The organism is Bradyrhizobium sp. WSM1417, from assembly GCF_000515415.1.
Taxonomy (GTDB): domain Bacteria; phylum Pseudomonadota; class Alphaproteobacteria; order Rhizobiales; family Xanthobacteraceae; genus Bradyrhizobium.
Genome location: NZ_KI911783.1, coordinates 4,303,132 through 4,318,302 on the forward strand (window position 1 = coordinate 4,303,132; position 15,171 = coordinate 4,318,302).

The 15,171-nt window shown below is 65.2% G+C and carries 12 protein-coding genes; 7 read left to right on the forward strand and 5 right to left on the reverse strand.

The genetic code is table 11. The annotated features are described in order from the left end of the window. Nucleotides 1–14: 14 nt before the first annotated feature. Entirely contained in the window at nucleotides 15–1,820 is a 1,806-nt protein-coding gene (locus tag BRA1417_RS0120510) for an ABC-F family ATP-binding cassette domain-containing protein (RefSeq protein ID WP_027517420.1), read from the reverse strand. An 8-nt stretch (nucleotides 1,821–1,828) separates the two neighbouring features. Then, nucleotides 1,829–2,326, reverse strand: a complete 498-nt coding sequence (locus tag BRA1417_RS0120515) for a YaiI/YqxD family protein (RefSeq protein ID WP_027517421.1) — start codon at nucleotides 2,324–2,326, stop codon at nucleotides 1,829–1,831. Nucleotides 2,327–2,467: 141 nt separating this feature from the next. Here BRA1417_RS0120515 and BRA1417_RS0120520 point away from each other — a divergent pair, with 141 nt between their 5' ends. Next, the gene (locus BRA1417_RS0120520; protein ID WP_027517422.1) at nucleotides 2,468–3,268 is read left to right on the forward strand and encodes a hypothetical protein; all 801 of its coding nucleotides are present in this window, start codon (nucleotides 2,468–2,470) and stop codon (nucleotides 3,266–3,268) included. A 183-nt stretch (nucleotides 3,269–3,451) separates the two neighbouring features. On the opposite strand, the gene BRA1417_RS0120525 is transcribed toward BRA1417_RS0120520, so the two are convergent. Then, the gene (locus tag BRA1417_RS0120525; RefSeq protein ID WP_027517423.1) at nucleotides 3,452–5,824 is read right to left on the reverse strand and encodes a xanthine dehydrogenase family protein molybdopterin-binding subunit; all 2,373 of its coding nucleotides are present in this window, start codon (nucleotides 5,822–5,824) and stop codon (nucleotides 3,452–3,454) included. Nucleotides 5,825–6,035: 211 nt separating this feature from the next. Here BRA1417_RS0120525 and BRA1417_RS0120530 point away from each other — a divergent pair, with 211 nt between their 5' ends. Together BRA1417_RS0120530 and BRA1417_RS0120535 are read left to right on the forward strand one after the other, a co-directional pair. Beyond that, on the forward strand, nucleotides 6,036–7,103 hold the full coding sequence (locus tag BRA1417_RS0120530) for a Ppx/GppA phosphatase family protein (RefSeq protein WP_027517424.1): 1,068 nt from the start codon (nucleotides 6,036–6,038) through the stop codon (nucleotides 7,101–7,103). Nucleotide 7,104: 1 nt separating this feature from the next. Then, nucleotides 7,105–7,791 carry an RlmE family RNA methyltransferase gene (locus tag BRA1417_RS0120535; protein WP_027517425.1) on the forward strand — a complete coding sequence of 229 codons (687 nt, stop codon included), beginning with the start codon at nucleotides 7,105–7,107 and terminating at the stop codon, nucleotides 7,789–7,791. A gap of 100 nt (nucleotides 7,792–7,891) precedes the next feature. Here BRA1417_RS0120535 and BRA1417_RS0120540 read toward each other — a convergent pair whose 3' ends face one another. After that, nucleotides 7,892–9,382, reverse strand: a complete 1,491-nt coding sequence (locus BRA1417_RS0120540) for an MFS transporter (protein WP_027517426.1) — start codon at nucleotides 9,380–9,382, stop codon at nucleotides 7,892–7,894. A 400-nt stretch (nucleotides 9,383–9,782) separates the two neighbouring features. Between BRA1417_RS0120540 and guaB the strand changes: the two genes are divergently transcribed. The 4 genes from guaB to BRA1417_RS0120560 all read left to right on the forward strand — a co-directional run bounded on the left by guaB (nucleotide 9,783) and on the right by BRA1417_RS0120560 (nucleotide 14,469). Beyond that, on the forward strand, nucleotides 9,783–11,273 hold the full coding sequence (guaB, locus tag BRA1417_RS0120545) for an IMP dehydrogenase (protein WP_007609139.1): 1,491 nt from the start codon (nucleotides 9,783–9,785) through the stop codon (nucleotides 11,271–11,273). Between the two features lie 347 nt (nucleotides 11,274–11,620). After that, on the forward strand, nucleotides 11,621–12,826 hold the full coding sequence (locus BRA1417_RS0120550; RefSeq protein WP_027514986.1) for an IS30 family transposase: 1,206 nt from the start codon (nucleotides 11,621–11,623) through the stop codon (nucleotides 12,824–12,826). A gap of 175 nt (nucleotides 12,827–13,001) precedes the next feature. After that, nucleotides 13,002–14,024, forward strand: a complete 1,023-nt coding sequence (locus BRA1417_RS0120555) for an NADP-dependent oxidoreductase (RefSeq protein WP_027517427.1) — start codon at nucleotides 13,002–13,004, stop codon at nucleotides 14,022–14,024. Between the two features lie 151 nt (nucleotides 14,025–14,175). Beyond that, nucleotides 14,176–14,469, forward strand: a complete 294-nt coding sequence (locus BRA1417_RS0120560) for a hypothetical protein (protein WP_084462494.1) — start codon at nucleotides 14,176–14,178, stop codon at nucleotides 14,467–14,469. A gap of 47 nt (nucleotides 14,470–14,516) precedes the next feature. Here BRA1417_RS0120560 and BRA1417_RS0120565 read toward each other — a convergent pair whose 3' ends face one another. Then, complete coding sequence (locus tag BRA1417_RS0120565; RefSeq protein ID WP_027517429.1) at nucleotides 14,517–15,164, reverse strand: hypothetical protein; 648 nt, start codon at nucleotides 15,162–15,164, stop codon at nucleotides 14,517–14,519. Nucleotides 15,165–15,171 lie beyond the last annotated feature (7 nt).

Consider the following 15,171-nt stretch of genomic DNA (forward strand, 5'->3'; position numbering starts at 1 on the left):
TTTGCGAATGCGCGCTAGGCCTGTTCAATCTCTTCGCGCCGCACTTCGAGCTCCAGCCATTTGTCTTCGGCCTCCGCCAGCTCCTTTTGCGCCTTCGTCAGAGCATCGGAGGCCTGATCGAAGCGTTTGCGATCCTTGCGGAAGAGATCCGGATCGTCAAGGAAGCGCTGCTGCTTGGCGATCTCGGCCTGCAGCTTGGCGATGGTCTTGGGCAGCGTCTCCAGCGCGTGTTGCTCGTTGAAGGTCAACCGTCGTCTCGCGACGCCGGAAGGCGCGACGGATCGCTGCTCTCTCGTCTCTTCGACGGCCTTCGCTGTCGCGCGCTTCACGTCGGCGCCGCGCTGGGCCAGCATGTCGGTATAGCCGCCGGCATATTCGAGCCAGCGTCCGTTGCCCTCGGGCACGATCACGGACGTCACGACGCGGTCGAGAAAATCGCGATCGTGACTGATCAGAATCACGGTGCCCTCGTAGTCGCTGAGCATTTCCTCGAGGACGTCGAGGGTCTCGAGGTCGAGGTCGTTGGTCGGCTCGTCCAGCACCAGGAGGTTGGAGGGCTTCGCCAGCGCGCGCGCCAGCATCAGCCGGCCGCGCTCACCGCCCGACAGCACCTCCAGCGGCGTGCGCATCTGTTCCTGGGCGAACAGGAAGTCTTTCATGTAGCTGACGACATGCTTCGGTTTGCCGCCGACCATGACGTGGTCGCCCCGGCCGCCGGTGAGCGCCTCGGCCAGCGTCGTCTTCGGATCGAGACTTTCACGATGCTGGTCGAGCGTTGCCATCTCGATGTTGGCGCCGAGCCGTATGCTGCCGCTGTCCGGCGCGCTGCCGCCGGTCAGCATCTCGATCAGCGTGGTCTTGCCGGCGCCGTTCGGGCCGACGATGCCGATGCGATCACCGCGCTGGACGCGGATCGAGAATCCGTCGACGATCTTTCGCTCGCCATAGGACCGGCTGATATTCTTGGCCTCGATGACGAGCTTGCCGGATTTGTCGGCTTCGGCAGCCGCGAGGTTGGCGTTTCCCGTCGCGCCGCGATGGGTGCGGCGCTGGTCGCGCAGCGCGTGGAGGTTCCCCAGCCGCTTGACGTTGCGTTTGCGGCGGCCCGAGACGCCGTAGCGCAACCAGTGCTCTTCGTTGACGATCTTGCGGTCGAGCTTGTGCTGGTCGCGCTCTTCCTCCGCGAGCACCTCGTCGCGCCAGGCCTCGAAGGCACTGAAGCCCCGGTCGATCTGCCGGATCTGGCCGCGGTCGAGCCAGGCGGTGCTGCGCGAGAGATTGCCGAGGAAGCGCCGATCGTGGCTGATGATCACCAGCGCGCAGCGGCGGCTCTCCAATTCGCTCTCCAGCCATTCGATGGTCGGAAGATCCAGATGGTTGGTCGGCTCGTCCAGCAGCAGGATATCGGGCGAGGGCGCCAGCACGCGCGCCAGCGCGGCGCGGCGCGCTTCGCCACCGGAGACGTGCGCCGGATCTTCTTCGCCGCTGAGACCGAGCTGCTCGACCAGATAGCGCGCCTGATAGTGGTCGTCGCCGGCATTGAGGCCGGCCTCGACATAGGCGAGCGTGGTGGAGAAACCGGAAAAGTCCGGCTCCTGCGGCAGGTAGCGGATGGTGGCGCCGGGCTGCACGAAACGGCTGCCGCCATCCGGTTCGACCAGGCCGGCGGCGATCTTGAGCAGCGTCGATTTACCGGAACCGTTGCGGCCGATCAGGCAGACGCGCTCGCCGGTTGAAACCGACAGTTCGACGCCCGCCAGCAGCGGTGTGCCGCCGAAGGTCAGCTTGATATCGCGCAGTTGAATCAGCGGTGGCGCCATGCGGTGTCTCAGTCCTGTCTTGTTGCGGCCTGGTCGGCGCGGCGGCGCTGGATGCGGCGGATGGTCTGGTCGAGCGTCGACAGAAACGTCGAGCGGTCGCGCGGTGAATATGATTTCGGACCGCCGGTGACTTCGCCGGCCGAGCGCAAATCGGTCATCAGGTTTCGGACCGCCAGCGTCATCCCGATCGATTCCTCGCTGAACGCCTTGCCGTTGGACGCGATCACATCGGCGCCGGCCTTCACGCAGCGGCTCGCGAGCGGAATATCCGAGGTAATGACGATATCGCCGGGCCCGGCGCGTTCCGCGATCCAGTCATCGGCCGCGTCCATGCCCGCGCCGGCGGCGACCCGCTCGATCAGCGGATCCTGGGGCACGCGGATGAAATTGCCCGCGACCACGCTCACGGGCAGGCCGTGCCTGCCGGCGACGCGATAGATCTCGTCCTTCACCGGACAGGCGTCGGCGTCGACATAGATGCGGGTGGTGTTTTGAGGGTTCGTCATTGTCCGTAGATGGGGCTTGCGAAGCGGTTCCGCAGCAGCCGCGTGGTACCCCATTCGGGCCGCAAAGGCGAGGGGATTGACCCCGGTTCCTCAGAGCCTACGATCGGCCCGAAACAACAAGAATTTGGGGAAAGCCAAGCCATGCCGAACCGGCTCGAAACCTATCGCGTCGAGGCCTACAACACGGCCAAGCAATCCGAAAACAAGATGCATGACGACAATGTGGCGCGCCGCTTCGGCTTTTCCGGCGGGCTGGTCCCCGGCGTCGACGTCTTCGCCTACATGATGCATGTGCCGGTGGCGCGCTGGGGCCGCGATTTCCTGTCGCGCGGGCTGATCGAGGCGCGTTTCATCAAGCCGGTCTATGACGGCGAGACCGCCGACGTCGATGCGACCGAGCACAACGGCCTGCTCACCATCGAGGTGTTCAGCCGCACCGAGCTCTGCGCGACGGGGACGGCGTCGCTGCCGGCGACTGCGACTTTGGCGTCGTTGAGCGACTATGTCGAGGTCCCCGCGGTTGCCGAGCGCAAACCGGTCAACCCGGCAACCTTCGAGACCGGCAAATGGCTCGGCACGACGCCGCGCCGCTGGGCCGGGCAGGATGCCGCCGACTATCTCGCCGACATCCGCGAGACCGATCCGATCTTCGCGCGCGAGGGGCTCGGCCATCCCGGCCTGATCCAGCGCGTTATGAACCGCGTGCTGGTGGACAACACGATCCTCGGCCCCTGGATCCATGTCGGCAGCCGCATGCAATTGTTGTCAGCCGCACGCGTCGGTGACGAGATCACCGCGCGGGCCAAAGTCACCGCGAACTACGAGAAGAAGGGCCACCGCTTCGTCGAGCTCGACGCGCTGGTGGTCGCCAACGGCACGACGCCGCTTGCGCGTTGCCAGCACACCGCGATCTACCAGCCGCGCGAGCAGGCGGCGGCGTAGGGGTTGGCTGAGCTGTAGCTCTCTCGCCAAATTCGGAGTCATGCCCCGCGAAGGCGGGGCATCCAGTACGCCGCGGCTCATCTGTGAATCACGACTGCCTCGGAGTACTGGATCGCCCGGTCAAGCCGGGCGATGACAGTTGTGCGTGTGGAGGCGCCGAGTGACCACCTCCGAAAACGTCCCCTACGCCGCTTTCTCCTTCGCATCCTGAATCGCGCGCCACACGCGCTCCGGGGTCAGCGGCATGTCGATGTGCTTGATGCCGTAGTCGGAGAGCGCGTCGATGACCGCGTTCACGACTGTTGACAGGCTGCCGGCGCAGCCGGCTTCGCCGCAGCCTTTGCTGCCGAGCGGATTGGTCGTGGCCGGCACCGGGTGGTCGCCGACTGTCATGTTCGGAACGTCCTCGGCGCGCGGCAGTGCGTAGTCCATCAGCGAGCCCGTGATCGGCTGGCCGCTCTCGTCGTAACGGACGTGCTCCATGAGAGCCTGGCCGATGCCCTGGACGACGCCGCCATGGAGCTGGCCCGCGACCAGCAGCGGGTTGATCACCGTGCCGAAATCATTGACCGCGCTGTAGCGCACGATCTGCACGACGCCGGTCTCAGGGTCGATCTCGACCTCGGCGACATGGCAGCCGTTCGGGAAGGCCGACGGCACCGGTTCGCTGGTGTGATCGACGTCGAGGCTGTCGGGCACGCCCTCAGGCATCTTGCTGTCGTGCAGGCGCTTGGCGAGCTCCATGATGTCGATGCTGCGGTCGGTGCCGGCGATCGTAAAGCTGCCGCCTTCGAATTCGATGTCGGCTTCGGATGCCTCCAGCATATGCGCGGCGGCGCGCTTGCCCTTTTCGATCACGAGCTTGGCGGCACCCACGATCGCCATTCCGGTCGCGGTGATCGAGCGCGAGCCGCCGGTGCCATTGCCGGTGTGGACGATATCGCTGTCGCCCTGCACCAGCTTGACGCTGTCGAAGGGGACGCCGAGCTGCTGGCAGAGCACTTGCGCGAATGCGGATGCGTGGCCCTGACCGTAATCGAGCGTGCCGGTGATGAGCTGCACCGAGCCGTCGGGATCGAACACGATCTTGCCGAGCTCGACGCCGGGAGGTGCGGTCACCTCCAGATAGGAGCCGACGGCGATACCACGCAGCTTGCCGGACTTCTTGCTCTCCTTCTTGCGCTTGGCAAAATTCTCGTGGTCGGAGATTTCGAGCGCCTTGTTGAAGACTGCCTGGAAGTCGCCGCTGTCATAGGTGACGCCGGAGGACGCGGCGAATGGCATCTGGTTCTGCTTGATGAAGTTGCGCTTGCGCAAGGTCAGCCGGTTGATGCCCATCTCGTCGGCGGCGCGGTCGATCAGCCGCTCCATGTAGTAGTTCGCCTCGGGCCGGCCGGCGCCGCGATAGGCGCCCATCAGCGTGGTGTTGGTCAGCACCGTCTTGATGTCGACGGCCATCAGCGGCGTGCGATAGACGCTGGAAAAGTTCTTGCTGGTGTTGAGCGAGAGCGGACTGGGCGCGACGCCGGTGATGTAGGCACCGAGATTGCCGTAGCCCGAGAGTTTTGCGGCGAGGAAATGCCCCTCGGCGTCCAGCGCGAGTTCGGCGTGAATTTTCTGCGCGCGGCCGTGGCTGTCGGACAAGAAGCTGGTCGAGCGTTCGTCCAGCCATTTCACCGGCCGTCCCAATTCCTTGGCCGCGTACAGGATGCACATGTACTCGGGATAGTTGACGTTCTTCATGCCGAAGGAGCCGCCGACATTGGCGGTGAGGATGCGCACCTTCTCGTTCGGCACCTTCAGGTTCTTGGCGAGATTGGCGCGGTTGCCGGCGACGCCCTGGGTCGGCATCTGGATGGTGTAGCGCTCGGTCTTCTTGTCGTAGGAGGCAAGGCCGACGCGCGGCTCCATCGAGACCACGGCGACGCGGGTGTTCTCGATGTCGACCTTGGTCACGTGAGCGGCGCTGGCGAAGGCGGCGTTGACCTTCTCGATGTCGCCATAGTGGTAGTCGAGCGCGACATTGTTCGGGATGTGGTCGTAGAGCTGCGGCGCGCCGGGTTTTGCGGCTTGCTCGGGATCGGTCACCGCCGGCAGCGGCTCGATATCGAGCTCGACCGCCTCGGCCGCGTCGCGCGCCTGGGCCAGCGTCTCCGCCACCACGAAGGCGACGGGATCGCCGACGAAGCGGACCTTGTCGGTTGCGAGCGGCTGACGGTTGGTCTGCAGCAGGGGCGAGCCGTCGCGGCTTTTCAGCGGCAGGCCGCAGGTGAAGGGGCCGTAGCCGGCCGCATCGAGGTCTTTGCCGGTCCACACCCCGAGCACGCCCGGCATCGCCCTGGCGGCATCGATGTTGATGCCGCGAATGACGCCGTGGGCATGGGTCGAGCGGACGATCGCGGCATGGGCCTGGCCCGGCAGGTTGAAATCGTCGGTGTAGCGGCCCTTGCCGCGCACCAGCGTGTCGTCCTCCTTGCGGCGGACCGGCTGGCCGACGCCATATTTTTGCAGTGCAATAGCGTTTTCGAGCGTGGAGGATTTGGTGTGTTCTTGCATGGAATTGACCTGAAAAGCCGGCAAATGCGCGGTTTGGGGGGCGCCTGGGAGACCGGACCCCTCAAAAATAACCCACCGGCCCGTTCACGACAACGCACGAATGGGCATGGTCCCATGTGATGCGTTGTTGCGCAGGATTGGCGCGCTGCTAAGGTTTCAGGCGAAAAAGCAATTCCAGATCGGCCCAACCGGCCGCGGAAAGACAGTTTGTATGAATGACCACACGCGGCTCCGCGACGGCCTTGCGCCGCACGGTGAGCTGGGGTCGATGGCGGCGGCGTTCGCCACTGAACCGGCCGTCGGCGCGCAAGCGCCGGGAACCGGCGTCTACGCGGCGCTCGACCTCGGCACCAACAATTGCAGGCTCCTGATCGCCTGTCCGACCCACGACGGCTTTCGGGTGGTCGATTCCTTCTCGCGCATCATCCGGCTCGGCGAGGGCGTCTCGGCAACCGGGTGCATCAGCGAGGCCGCGATCGAGCGCGCCATCGTGGCGCTCGGCATCTGCCGCGACAAGATCAACCTGCGCAAGGCGCGGCGGCTGCGGCTGATCGCCACCGAAGCCTGCCGCGCCGCCTCGAATGCCGAAGGCTTTCGCAGCCGCGTCGCTGCCGAGACCGGGATCGAGCTCGAGGTGATCGACCGCGAGACCGAGGCGGCGCTTGCCGTGCTCGGCTGCTCGCCGCTGGTCGATCCCAGGGGGCGCGGCGCAATCCTGTTCGACATCGGCGGCGGCTCGACCGAACTGGTACGGATCGAGCGCGACGCCGCAAATCCGGAGCCGCGCATCAAAGCCTGGATGTCGATCCCGTTCGGTGTGGTCACCCTTGCCGAGCAGTTCGGGGGCCGCGACGTCACGCCAGAGATCTACGCCGCGATGGAGCGCGAGGTCGCCCATCACATCGCGCCGTTCGCCGAACAGCATGGCGGCGATCTCGCCGACATGCATCTGCTCGGCACCTCAGGCACTGTGACGACGCTCGCCGGCATCCATCTCAATCTCGCGCGCTACGACCGCCGCCGCATTGACAGCGTCTGGATGAACGATACCGATGTGACCGCGACCATCACCAAGCTGCTCGGCATGAGCTACGAGGAGCGCGCCGCGAACAGCTGCATCAGCGTCGAGCGCGCCGATCTCGTGCTGGCCGGCTGCGCCATCCTCGACGCGATCCGCCGCGCCTTTCCGCTGCCACGCCTGCGCGTCGCCGACCGGGGCCTACGCGAAGGCATGCTGGTCGAGATGATGCGCGAAGACGGCGCGCTCAGGAGCTGGTGAGATGGCCAAGGACACCACCGGCCGCTTGCACGTCCAGGTCAAGACCCACGGCAAGCGCAAATTGTCGTCGAAGCTCTGGCTCGAGCGGCAGCTCAACGACCCCTATGTGGTGAAGGCGAAGGCGCTGGGCTATCGCTCGCGCGCCGCGTTCAAGCTGCTCGAGATCGACGACAAATACCGGCTGCTCAAGCACGGCATGGCAGTGGTCGATCTCGGTGCCGCCCCGGGGGGCTGGAGCCAGATCGCCGCCAAGCGTGTCGGCTCGGTCGACGGCAAGGGTAAGGTCATCGCGATCGACCTGCTGGAAATCCCCGAGATTGCCGGGGTCGAGTTCGCGCAGCTCGACTTCATGGACAATGACGCGCCGGACAAGCTCAAGGCGATGCTCGATGGCGGCGCCGACATCGTGATGTCCGACATGGCTGCCAACACCACCGGTCACCGCAAGACCGACCAACTTCGCATCGTCGGCCTGATCGAGACCGCCGCCGCGTTCGCCTGCGATGTGCTGAAGCCGGGCGGGACCTTCCTGGCAAAGGCGTTCCAGAGCGGCGCCGACGCCGAGCTGCTCGCCCAGCTCAAGCGCGATTTCGCCACGGTGCGTCACGTCAAGCCGGCCGCGAGCCGTGCGGATTCCTCGGAGCGCTATGTGCTGGCGACGGGATTTCGAGGCGGGGCGACGCAGTAGCCGCGAATTCCGTCATTGCGAGGAGCCCTTGCGACGAAGCAATCCAGACTGTCTCCGCGGAGGGATTCTGGATTGCTTCGCTCCGCTCGCAATGACGTGACTACCCCAGCCGCTGATCCCGCACGTCCTGCGTATCCTCGGTTGCGGCCTTGACGGCCGCCTTGGCCGCGCCCTTGCCGGCACCCTTGCGGCTTGCGATCTCCACGGCCTTGCGGCCGGAGACTTCGTGGCCGGCATCGGCGGGCATCTGCCAGAAGAACCAGCTCGACGCCGCCGAGGTCAGGGCGACCACGATGAAGGCCGGCGCAAACACACTGGCGTTGAGCTCGCTGACGTGGCTGAGCCACATCGTCGTCTCCACGGACGCAGCGCCGACGGCAACGCCGGCCGAGACCGCGAGCTGCTGGTTGACGCTGACGAGCGTGGTGGCGCGGCTCATCTGCGCGTGCTCGACCTCGGCATAGGCAACCGTGTTGATCGCGGTGAACTCGAGCGAACGGAAGAAGCCGCCAACCACCAGGATGATCATGATGATCAGCAGCGGCGTCGTCACGGTGAAGAGGGCACAGGCGGCCAGGAAAACTGCACTGATGATCGCGTTCGCCGTCATCAGGTTGCGAAAGCCGAAGGCGCGGATGATGCGTGCGGCCAGCGCCTTCATGCCCATGGCGCCGAGCGAGGAGCCAAACGTGACGAGGCCGGACTTGAACGGCGAGAGGCCGAAGCCGATCTGCATCAGCAATGGCAACAGGAATGGCAGCGCGCCGATGCCGAGCCGAAACATGAAGCCGCCGAGAACGGCCGCGCGCAGTGTCGGCAGCCTCAGCAGCGTGAAGTCCAGCACTGGCGACCCCGTTCGCCGCGCGTGAAGGACATACAGTGTCATCGAGATCGATCCGCCGACGACCAGGGCGGCGACCGTGCTCCATGGCAGCAGATTGAGTCCGGCGACCGACAGCCCGAAGGCGATGCCGGCGAGCCCGAGGCCCGCGAGCACCATGCCGTAGAGGTCGAACGGCTCTCGTTCCTCGCTCTTGATAGGATCGATGAAGCGCAAGGCCATGAAGATGCCGAGCAGCCCGATCGGGATGTTGATCAGGAAGATCCAGTGCCACGACGCATAGGTGGTGATGAAGCCGCCGAGCGGCGGCCCGATCACGGGTCCGATCAGGGCAGGAACCGTCACCCACGCCATGGCATTGACCAGCGCGCTCTTGTCGACCGATCGCAACAGCACGAGGCGCCCGACCGGCGTCATCATCGCCCCGCCCATGCCTTGCAGGATGCGCGCGAATACGAAATCGGTGACCGATGTCGAGAGCGCGCAGCCGACCGAGCCGACCATGAACACGCCGACGGCAATCGCAAACACCATGCGCGCGCCGAAACGGTCGGCGGTCCAGCCGCTCGCCGGAATGAACACGGCAAGCGACAGCAGATACGAGGTGATCGCGAGCTTGAGCGTCAGTGGGCTGGTGCCGATGTCGGCCGCGATCGCGGGCAGCGACGTGGCGATCACCGTCGAATCCATGTTCTCCATGAAGAGAGCAGTGGCCACGATCAGCGGAATGATGCGTTGCTTGTCGACCATGACGGATTGGTAATGGAAATCAGAAGGAAGGGCGAGAATTGCGGCTTATCACCGCCACTGGGCCGCGACCATTGCGGATCGACGCATGGCACCTAAATCCTGCGTGACCCCAGGGTGGGGTGCGTCCTGCGTCGGAGAACGTGATGATCTGCCGGCACAGGAGGGGCGTGGACGCCGTCCGCCGGCACGAGCTGACGCCGGTTATCCCGGCTGAACTTGCCTAAAAAGCCTGTGCATGGCTGGCCGGCGGTCCGAATTGCTTTGATTCGTCGCCCGCCCGTGCTATCGACCCGCGTCAACCCCACCGATGGGCTCCGATTCTCCGGCGTTGCCGCAAGGTACGCCGAGGGCGGCGCTCATCCATAGCTATTTGCGGCAGGGCCGCGGAAGGAGTTGGCACATGGCCACGGTGCAACAAGGCATTCGCGAAGCCCTCACGTTCGACGACGTGCTGCTGAAGCCGGGCCTGTCGGACGTCATGCCGGGCGAGGTCGACATCCGCTCTCGCGTCACCCGTGCCATTCCGCTCAACATCCCGATCATGGCCTCCGCCATGGACACGGTCACCGAAGCCCGCATGGCGATCGCCATGGCGCAGGCCGGCGGCATCGGCGTCATTCACCGCAATTTCGATCCCGAGGGACAGGCCGCCCAGGTGCGGCAGGTCAAGCGCTACGAGTCGGGCATGGTGGTGAACCCGCTCACCATCAGCCCCGACGCCACGCTGGACGACGCGCTCAAGCTGATGAGCGATCACGGCATCTCCGGCATTCCCGTCGTCACCGGTGCGGGCAAGTCCACGCCGGGCAAGCTGGTCGGCATTCTCACCAACCGCGACGTCCGCTTCGCCACCGACCGCCAGCAAAAAATCTCCGAACTGATGACGCATGAAGGTCTCGTCACGGTGCGCGAGAATGTCAGCCAGGACGAGGCGCGGCGGATGCTGCATCAACACCGCATCGAGAAGCTGCTCGTGGTCGACGAGCAATATCGCTGCGTCGGTCTGGTCACCGTGAAGGACATGGAGAAGGCGGTCGCCCATCCGCTGGCCTGCAAGGACGCACAGGGCCGTCTGCGCGTCGCCGCCGCCACCACGGTCGGTGATAGCGGCTTCGAGCGCACCGAGCGGCTGATCGACGCCGGCGTCGATCTCGTCGTGGTCGACACCGCGCACGGCCATTCCCGTCACGTGCTCCATGCGGTCAACCGCATCAAGCGTCTCTCCAACTCGGTGCAGGTCGTTGCCGGCAACGTCGCGACCTCGGAGGGTGCGCAGGCGCTGATCGATGCGGGCGCGGACTGCATCAAGGTCGGCATCGGCCCGGGCTCGATCTGCACCACGCGCATCGTCGCCGGCGTCGGCGTTCCCCAGCTCACCGCGATCATGGATGCGGTCGAGGCGGCGAAGAAGTCCGACATCCCCGTGATCGCCGACGGCGGTATCAAGTTTTCCGGCGACCTCGCGAAAGCGCTCGCTGCCGGTGCCGACATCGCGATGGTCGGCTCACTGCTCGCCGGCACCGACGAGACGCCCGGCGAAGTGTTCTTGTGGCAGGGCCGCTCCTACAAGGCCTATCGCGGCATGGGTTCGGTCGGCGCGATGGCGCGCGGCTCGGCCGACCGCTACTTCCAGCAGGACATCAAGGACACGCTCAAGCTCGTGCCCGAAGGCATCGAAGGCCAGGTGCCTTACAAGGGCCCGGTCGGCAACGTCATGCACCAGCTCGCCGGCGGCCTGCGCGCCGCGATGGGCTATGTTGGTGCAAAGGACATGAAGGACCTGCACGACAAGGCCCAGTTCGTGCGCATCACCGGCGCGGGCCTGCGCGAAAGCCACGTCCACGACGTCACCATCACGCGCGAGGCGCCGAACTATCCGGGCGGGGGTTAGTTTCCGCTCTCGCCGCTCGGCTGCGCGTTGTTTTTCGCGCGCTAGACTAGCCTCGCATCCGCTGTCATGCCCCGGCTTGACCGGGGCATCCAGCACGCCGCGGCCTCTCGGCTCAATCACGACCGCCTCTGGAATACTGGGCGGATTCAATGGGTCGTCGCAACACTTCAGCAAGGGAGGTTGCGATGAGGCACGGTGTTCGAGCGGGTCGAGCTCAAAAGGCCCTACGAGAGGGTTATAAGCCTTTCTGGTCTGCAATTGCCTCGGGGCGGTCAAGCGAGGATGCTGCGGTGGAGGCCGGGGTATCTCCTGCGGTCGGAGTCCGCTGGTTCCGGAGGGCGGGCGGTATGCCGCCGACACATTTATCGCAATCGTCAAAACCTGCATCGGGGCGTTACCTCTCGTTCGCTGAGCGCGAGGAGATCGCCATTTTGCGCGCGCAGGGTCATGGGGTGCGAGCGATCGCTCGTCAACTCGATCGCCCTCCATGCACGATCTCTCGTGAGCTCCGGCGCAATGTGGCGCGGCGCCACGGCGCTCCAGAGTACCGAGCGACCACGGCACAATGGCACGCTGATCGGTCCGCCCGACGGTCCAAGCTGGCGAAGTTGGCAATCAATCCGGCCCTGAGGGATTATGTGCAGGGCAGGCTTGCCGGTATGATCGCCAAACCGGACGGAGAGCTCCTCGCCGGCCCGAACGTCGTGTGGAAGGGACGCCGGGCTGTGCATCGGCAACACCGCCGCTGGGCGAGGGCATGGAGCCCGGAACAGATTTCTCGGCGACTTCGGTTGGATTTTCCCCAGGATGAGACGATGCGCATCAGTCACGAAGCGATCTATCAGGCGCTTTATGTGCAGGGTCGAGGGGCTTTGCATCGCGAACTGACGGCCTGTTTGCGCACCGGGCGGGCCTTGCGGATGCCGAGAGTACGCGCCCGTAGGGGCAGAAGCTTCATTTCTTCTGAGGTCATGATCAGTCAACGTCCGGCGGAGGTCGCCGATCGAGCTGTGCCGGGCCACTGGGAAGGTGACCTCATTATCGGGCTTGGAAATTCTGCGATCGGCACCTTGGTGGAGCGCTCGACCCGCTTTACCATTCTGCTGCATCTGCCGCGCATGACGGGCCAGGAGCAGGAAACTCGCGTGAAGAATGGACCTGCACTCGCCGGGCACGGCGCTGAGGCAGTGCGCGACGCCATTACCCGGGCAATCGTCACCATGCCCGAGCAACTGCGTCGGTCGCTGACCTGGGATCAGGGAGCTGAGCTGGCTCAGCATGCGCGTCTGAGGATCGACGCTGGCGTGCAGGTCTATTTCTGCGACCCTCACAGCCCTTGGCAGCGCGGGACCAACGAGAACACGAATGGGTTGCTGCGCCAGTACTTCCCAAAAGGGACCGATCTCAGCATGCACAATGCTGGTGACCTCGAGGCCGTGGCTCACGCACTCAATACCAGGCCCAGGAAAACCCTTGGCTGGAAAACACCGGCGGAAACTCTCGACCAATTGCTACGAGTGCGCGATACACAGCGTGTTGCGACGAACGGTTGATTCCGCCCTGGATGCCCAGGTCAAGCCGGGGCATGACAGCGAGTGTGTCGCGTGCGCGTGCCAAAAGCTCGTCATTGCGAGGAGCACTTGCGACGAAGCAATCCAGTCCTTTTGTGTTGACGAAACTGGATTGCTTCGCTTCGCTCGCAACGACAGAAAATTGGAGGAAGCCATCATGTCCCAAGGCAAACGCATCGTTCTCGCCGCGCGTCCCGTCGGCGAGCCAAAGCCGTCCGATTTCCGCGTCGAGGAATTCGCCGTGCCGACGCCTGCCGCAGGTGAAGTCCTGCTGCGCACGATCTGGCTCTCGCTCGATCCCTATATGCGCGGGCGCATGAGCGACGGTCCGTCCTACGCGACGCCGGTGCCCGTCGGTGGCGTGATGGAAGCCGGGACGGTCTGCGAGGTCGCAGCCTCCAACAATCCGAACTTCGCAAAGGGCGACATCGTGCTCTCGCGCGCGGGTTGGCAGACGCATGCGATCTCCGACGGCAAGGGGCTGAACAAGATCGATCCGAAGCTCGCGCCGATCTCGACGGCCGTCGGCGTGCTGGGCATGCCCGGCATGACCGCCTACACGGGCCTGCTCGATATCGGCAAGCCGCAAGCAGGCGAGACCGTCGTCGTCGCCGGTGCCTCCGGTGCGGTCGGTTCGGCCGTGGGACAGATCGCGAAGATCAAGGGCGCACGCGCGGTTGGAATCGCCGGCGGCAAGGACAAATGCGATTACGTCGTGAAGGAGCTCGGCTTCGATGCCTGCATCGATCACCGCGATCCCGATCTGGCGTCGAAGCTGAAGGACGCCTGCCCGAAGGGCATCGACGTCTATTTCGAGAATGTCGGCGGCGCCGTGTTCGAGGCGGTGTTCCCGCTCCTCAACGCGTTCGCGCGCGTGCCGGTCTGCGGCCTGATCGCCCATTACAACGACACTGAAGCGAAGCCGCCGAAATGGGCCGCCAGCATGATGCGCGCGACCCTGACCAAGCGGCTGACCTTCCGCGGCTTCATCGTCTCCGACTTCGCCTCCCGCCATGGCGACTTCCTGCGCGACATGTCCGGCTGGGTCCGCGAGGGCAAGGTCAAGTACAAGGAGTTCGTCACCGAGGGCCTGGAGAGCGCGCCCGAAGCCTTCATGGGACTTCTGAAGGGGGCCAATTTCGGCAAGCAGCTGGTGCGGGTCGGGCCGGACAAGGCTTGACCGGCCGCTCTCGGCCCCCTGGGCGGCCGGGTATGGTTAACAAAGAGTGACCGATCGGCCACACCCGCCCGTAAAAGCCGCAGGTGTGACCGTCGGTTCATTGACGTACACGCGAAGGCATTGAATCATTGCGCATATTTCAGGTGCGATGATGTTAGAGCTTGTTGTTTTCTGCGTAATCCTTGTGGCCGCCGGTTATTGGGCGACGATGTTTGTCATGGGACGTCGCGACGACGTGATTCATGGCAAGTTCATTCACACCGAGGACGCCGGCGCGTTGGCGCAATCCGCGATACCCACGCCTATGCCGCCGTTCCCCAAGCGTCCGGTCAAAGCCACGCGGCCGGCCAATGCGCCTGCCAACACCGGGGCCAAACCGGTGAACAGCGACGCGCTGCAGTCCTTGCTTGCCGCGATCCAGCAGGATCTCAAAAGCGTCGCTTGAGCAGCGAGGCCAATACTCGCCGCCCATCTTGCGGCGATCGAACAAAGTTAAAGCACGCGATAGCGGATCATGTAGGCGTCCTGCGGCGCGACCGGGCTCGCCAGTGGCGAGGCGATGCGGTCGGCGAGGTGCCACGGGCCGAACTGAGGGCCGAATCGGTCGGAGCGATGCGGCTCGGCGGGCAGGCGGAGGCGGAATTCGAAGGTGCCCTTGCCGGGCAGGTTCACGACCAGCACGCGGTCCGCGGTGCGGTGGTTGAGCCCCACCGCGCCACGCAGGACGGAGCGGCCATCACCGAGCTCCCGCACGCCCTCGACCAGTGCCAGCGTCTGGTTTCGGTCGGTATGCAGCTCGATCTGGGTGTCGGACGCCGCCGCCAAGGTCTCCTTGGGCATGCGGATCTCGAACTCGACCGCGGGTTTTGACGGATTGAGGCCGAGGTAGGCCAGCGCGGCATGGCGCATGTCGTAGGCGGCAAAAGCGAACAGAGCGAGGGCGGCGAGCGCAGCGAGGCCATGCCTGAGGACATCGCGCCAGGTCCGATAGCTCATTCGGAAGTAGACCGTCATCGCCAGCGCCACCGCAAGCGCCGTCGCGATGCCTGCGAGCGCCGACATCAGGATGCCGAACTGGCCGTCGGCGGACTCGGTCAAAGCGCCGGTCAGGCTGCCGATCTGGCTCAAGAGGGTGTTCATGGCGGTC

What these genes read in the sequence shown, in the direction of transcription:
- BRA1417_RS0120510 (WP_027517420.1), bottom strand. Translation starts at nt 1,820, where the DNA reads ATGGCGCCACCGCTGATTCAACTGCGCGATATCAAGCTGACCTTCGGC.
- BRA1417_RS0120515 (WP_027517421.1), bottom strand. Translation starts at nt 2,326, where the DNA reads ATGACGAACCCTCAAAACACCACCCGCATCTATGTCGACGCCGACGCC.
- BRA1417_RS0120520 (WP_027517422.1), top strand. Translation starts at nt 2,468, where the DNA reads ATGCCGAACCGGCTCGAAACCTATCGCGTCGAGGCCTACAACACGGCC.
- BRA1417_RS0120525 (WP_027517423.1), bottom strand. Translation starts at nt 5,824, where the DNA reads ATGCAAGAACACACCAAATCCTCCACGCTCGAAAACGCTATTGCACTG.
- BRA1417_RS0120530 (WP_027517424.1), top strand. Translation starts at nt 6,036, where the DNA reads ATGAATGACCACACGCGGCTCCGCGACGGCCTTGCGCCGCACGGTGAG.
- BRA1417_RS0120535 (WP_027517425.1), top strand. Translation starts at nt 7,105, where the DNA reads ATGGCCAAGGACACCACCGGCCGCTTGCACGTCCAGGTCAAGACCCAC.
- BRA1417_RS0120540 (WP_027517426.1), bottom strand. Translation starts at nt 9,382, where the DNA reads ATGGTCGACAAGCAACGCATCATTCCGCTGATCGTGGCCACTGCTCTC.
- guaB (WP_007609139.1), top strand. Translation starts at nt 9,783, where the DNA reads ATGGCCACGGTGCAACAAGGCATTCGCGAAGCCCTCACGTTCGACGAC.
- BRA1417_RS0120550 (WP_027514986.1), top strand. Translation starts at nt 11,621, where the DNA reads ATGCCGCCGACACATTTATCGCAATCGTCAAAACCTGCATCGGGGCGT.
- BRA1417_RS0120555 (WP_027517427.1), top strand. Translation starts at nt 13,002, where the DNA reads ATGTCCCAAGGCAAACGCATCGTTCTCGCCGCGCGTCCCGTCGGCGAG.
- BRA1417_RS0120560 (WP_084462494.1), top strand. Translation starts at nt 14,176, where the DNA reads ATGTTAGAGCTTGTTGTTTTCTGCGTAATCCTTGTGGCCGCCGGTTAT.
- BRA1417_RS0120565 (WP_027517429.1), bottom strand. Translation starts at nt 15,164, where the DNA reads ATGAACACCCTCTTGAGCCAGATCGGCAGCCTGACCGGCGCTTTGACC.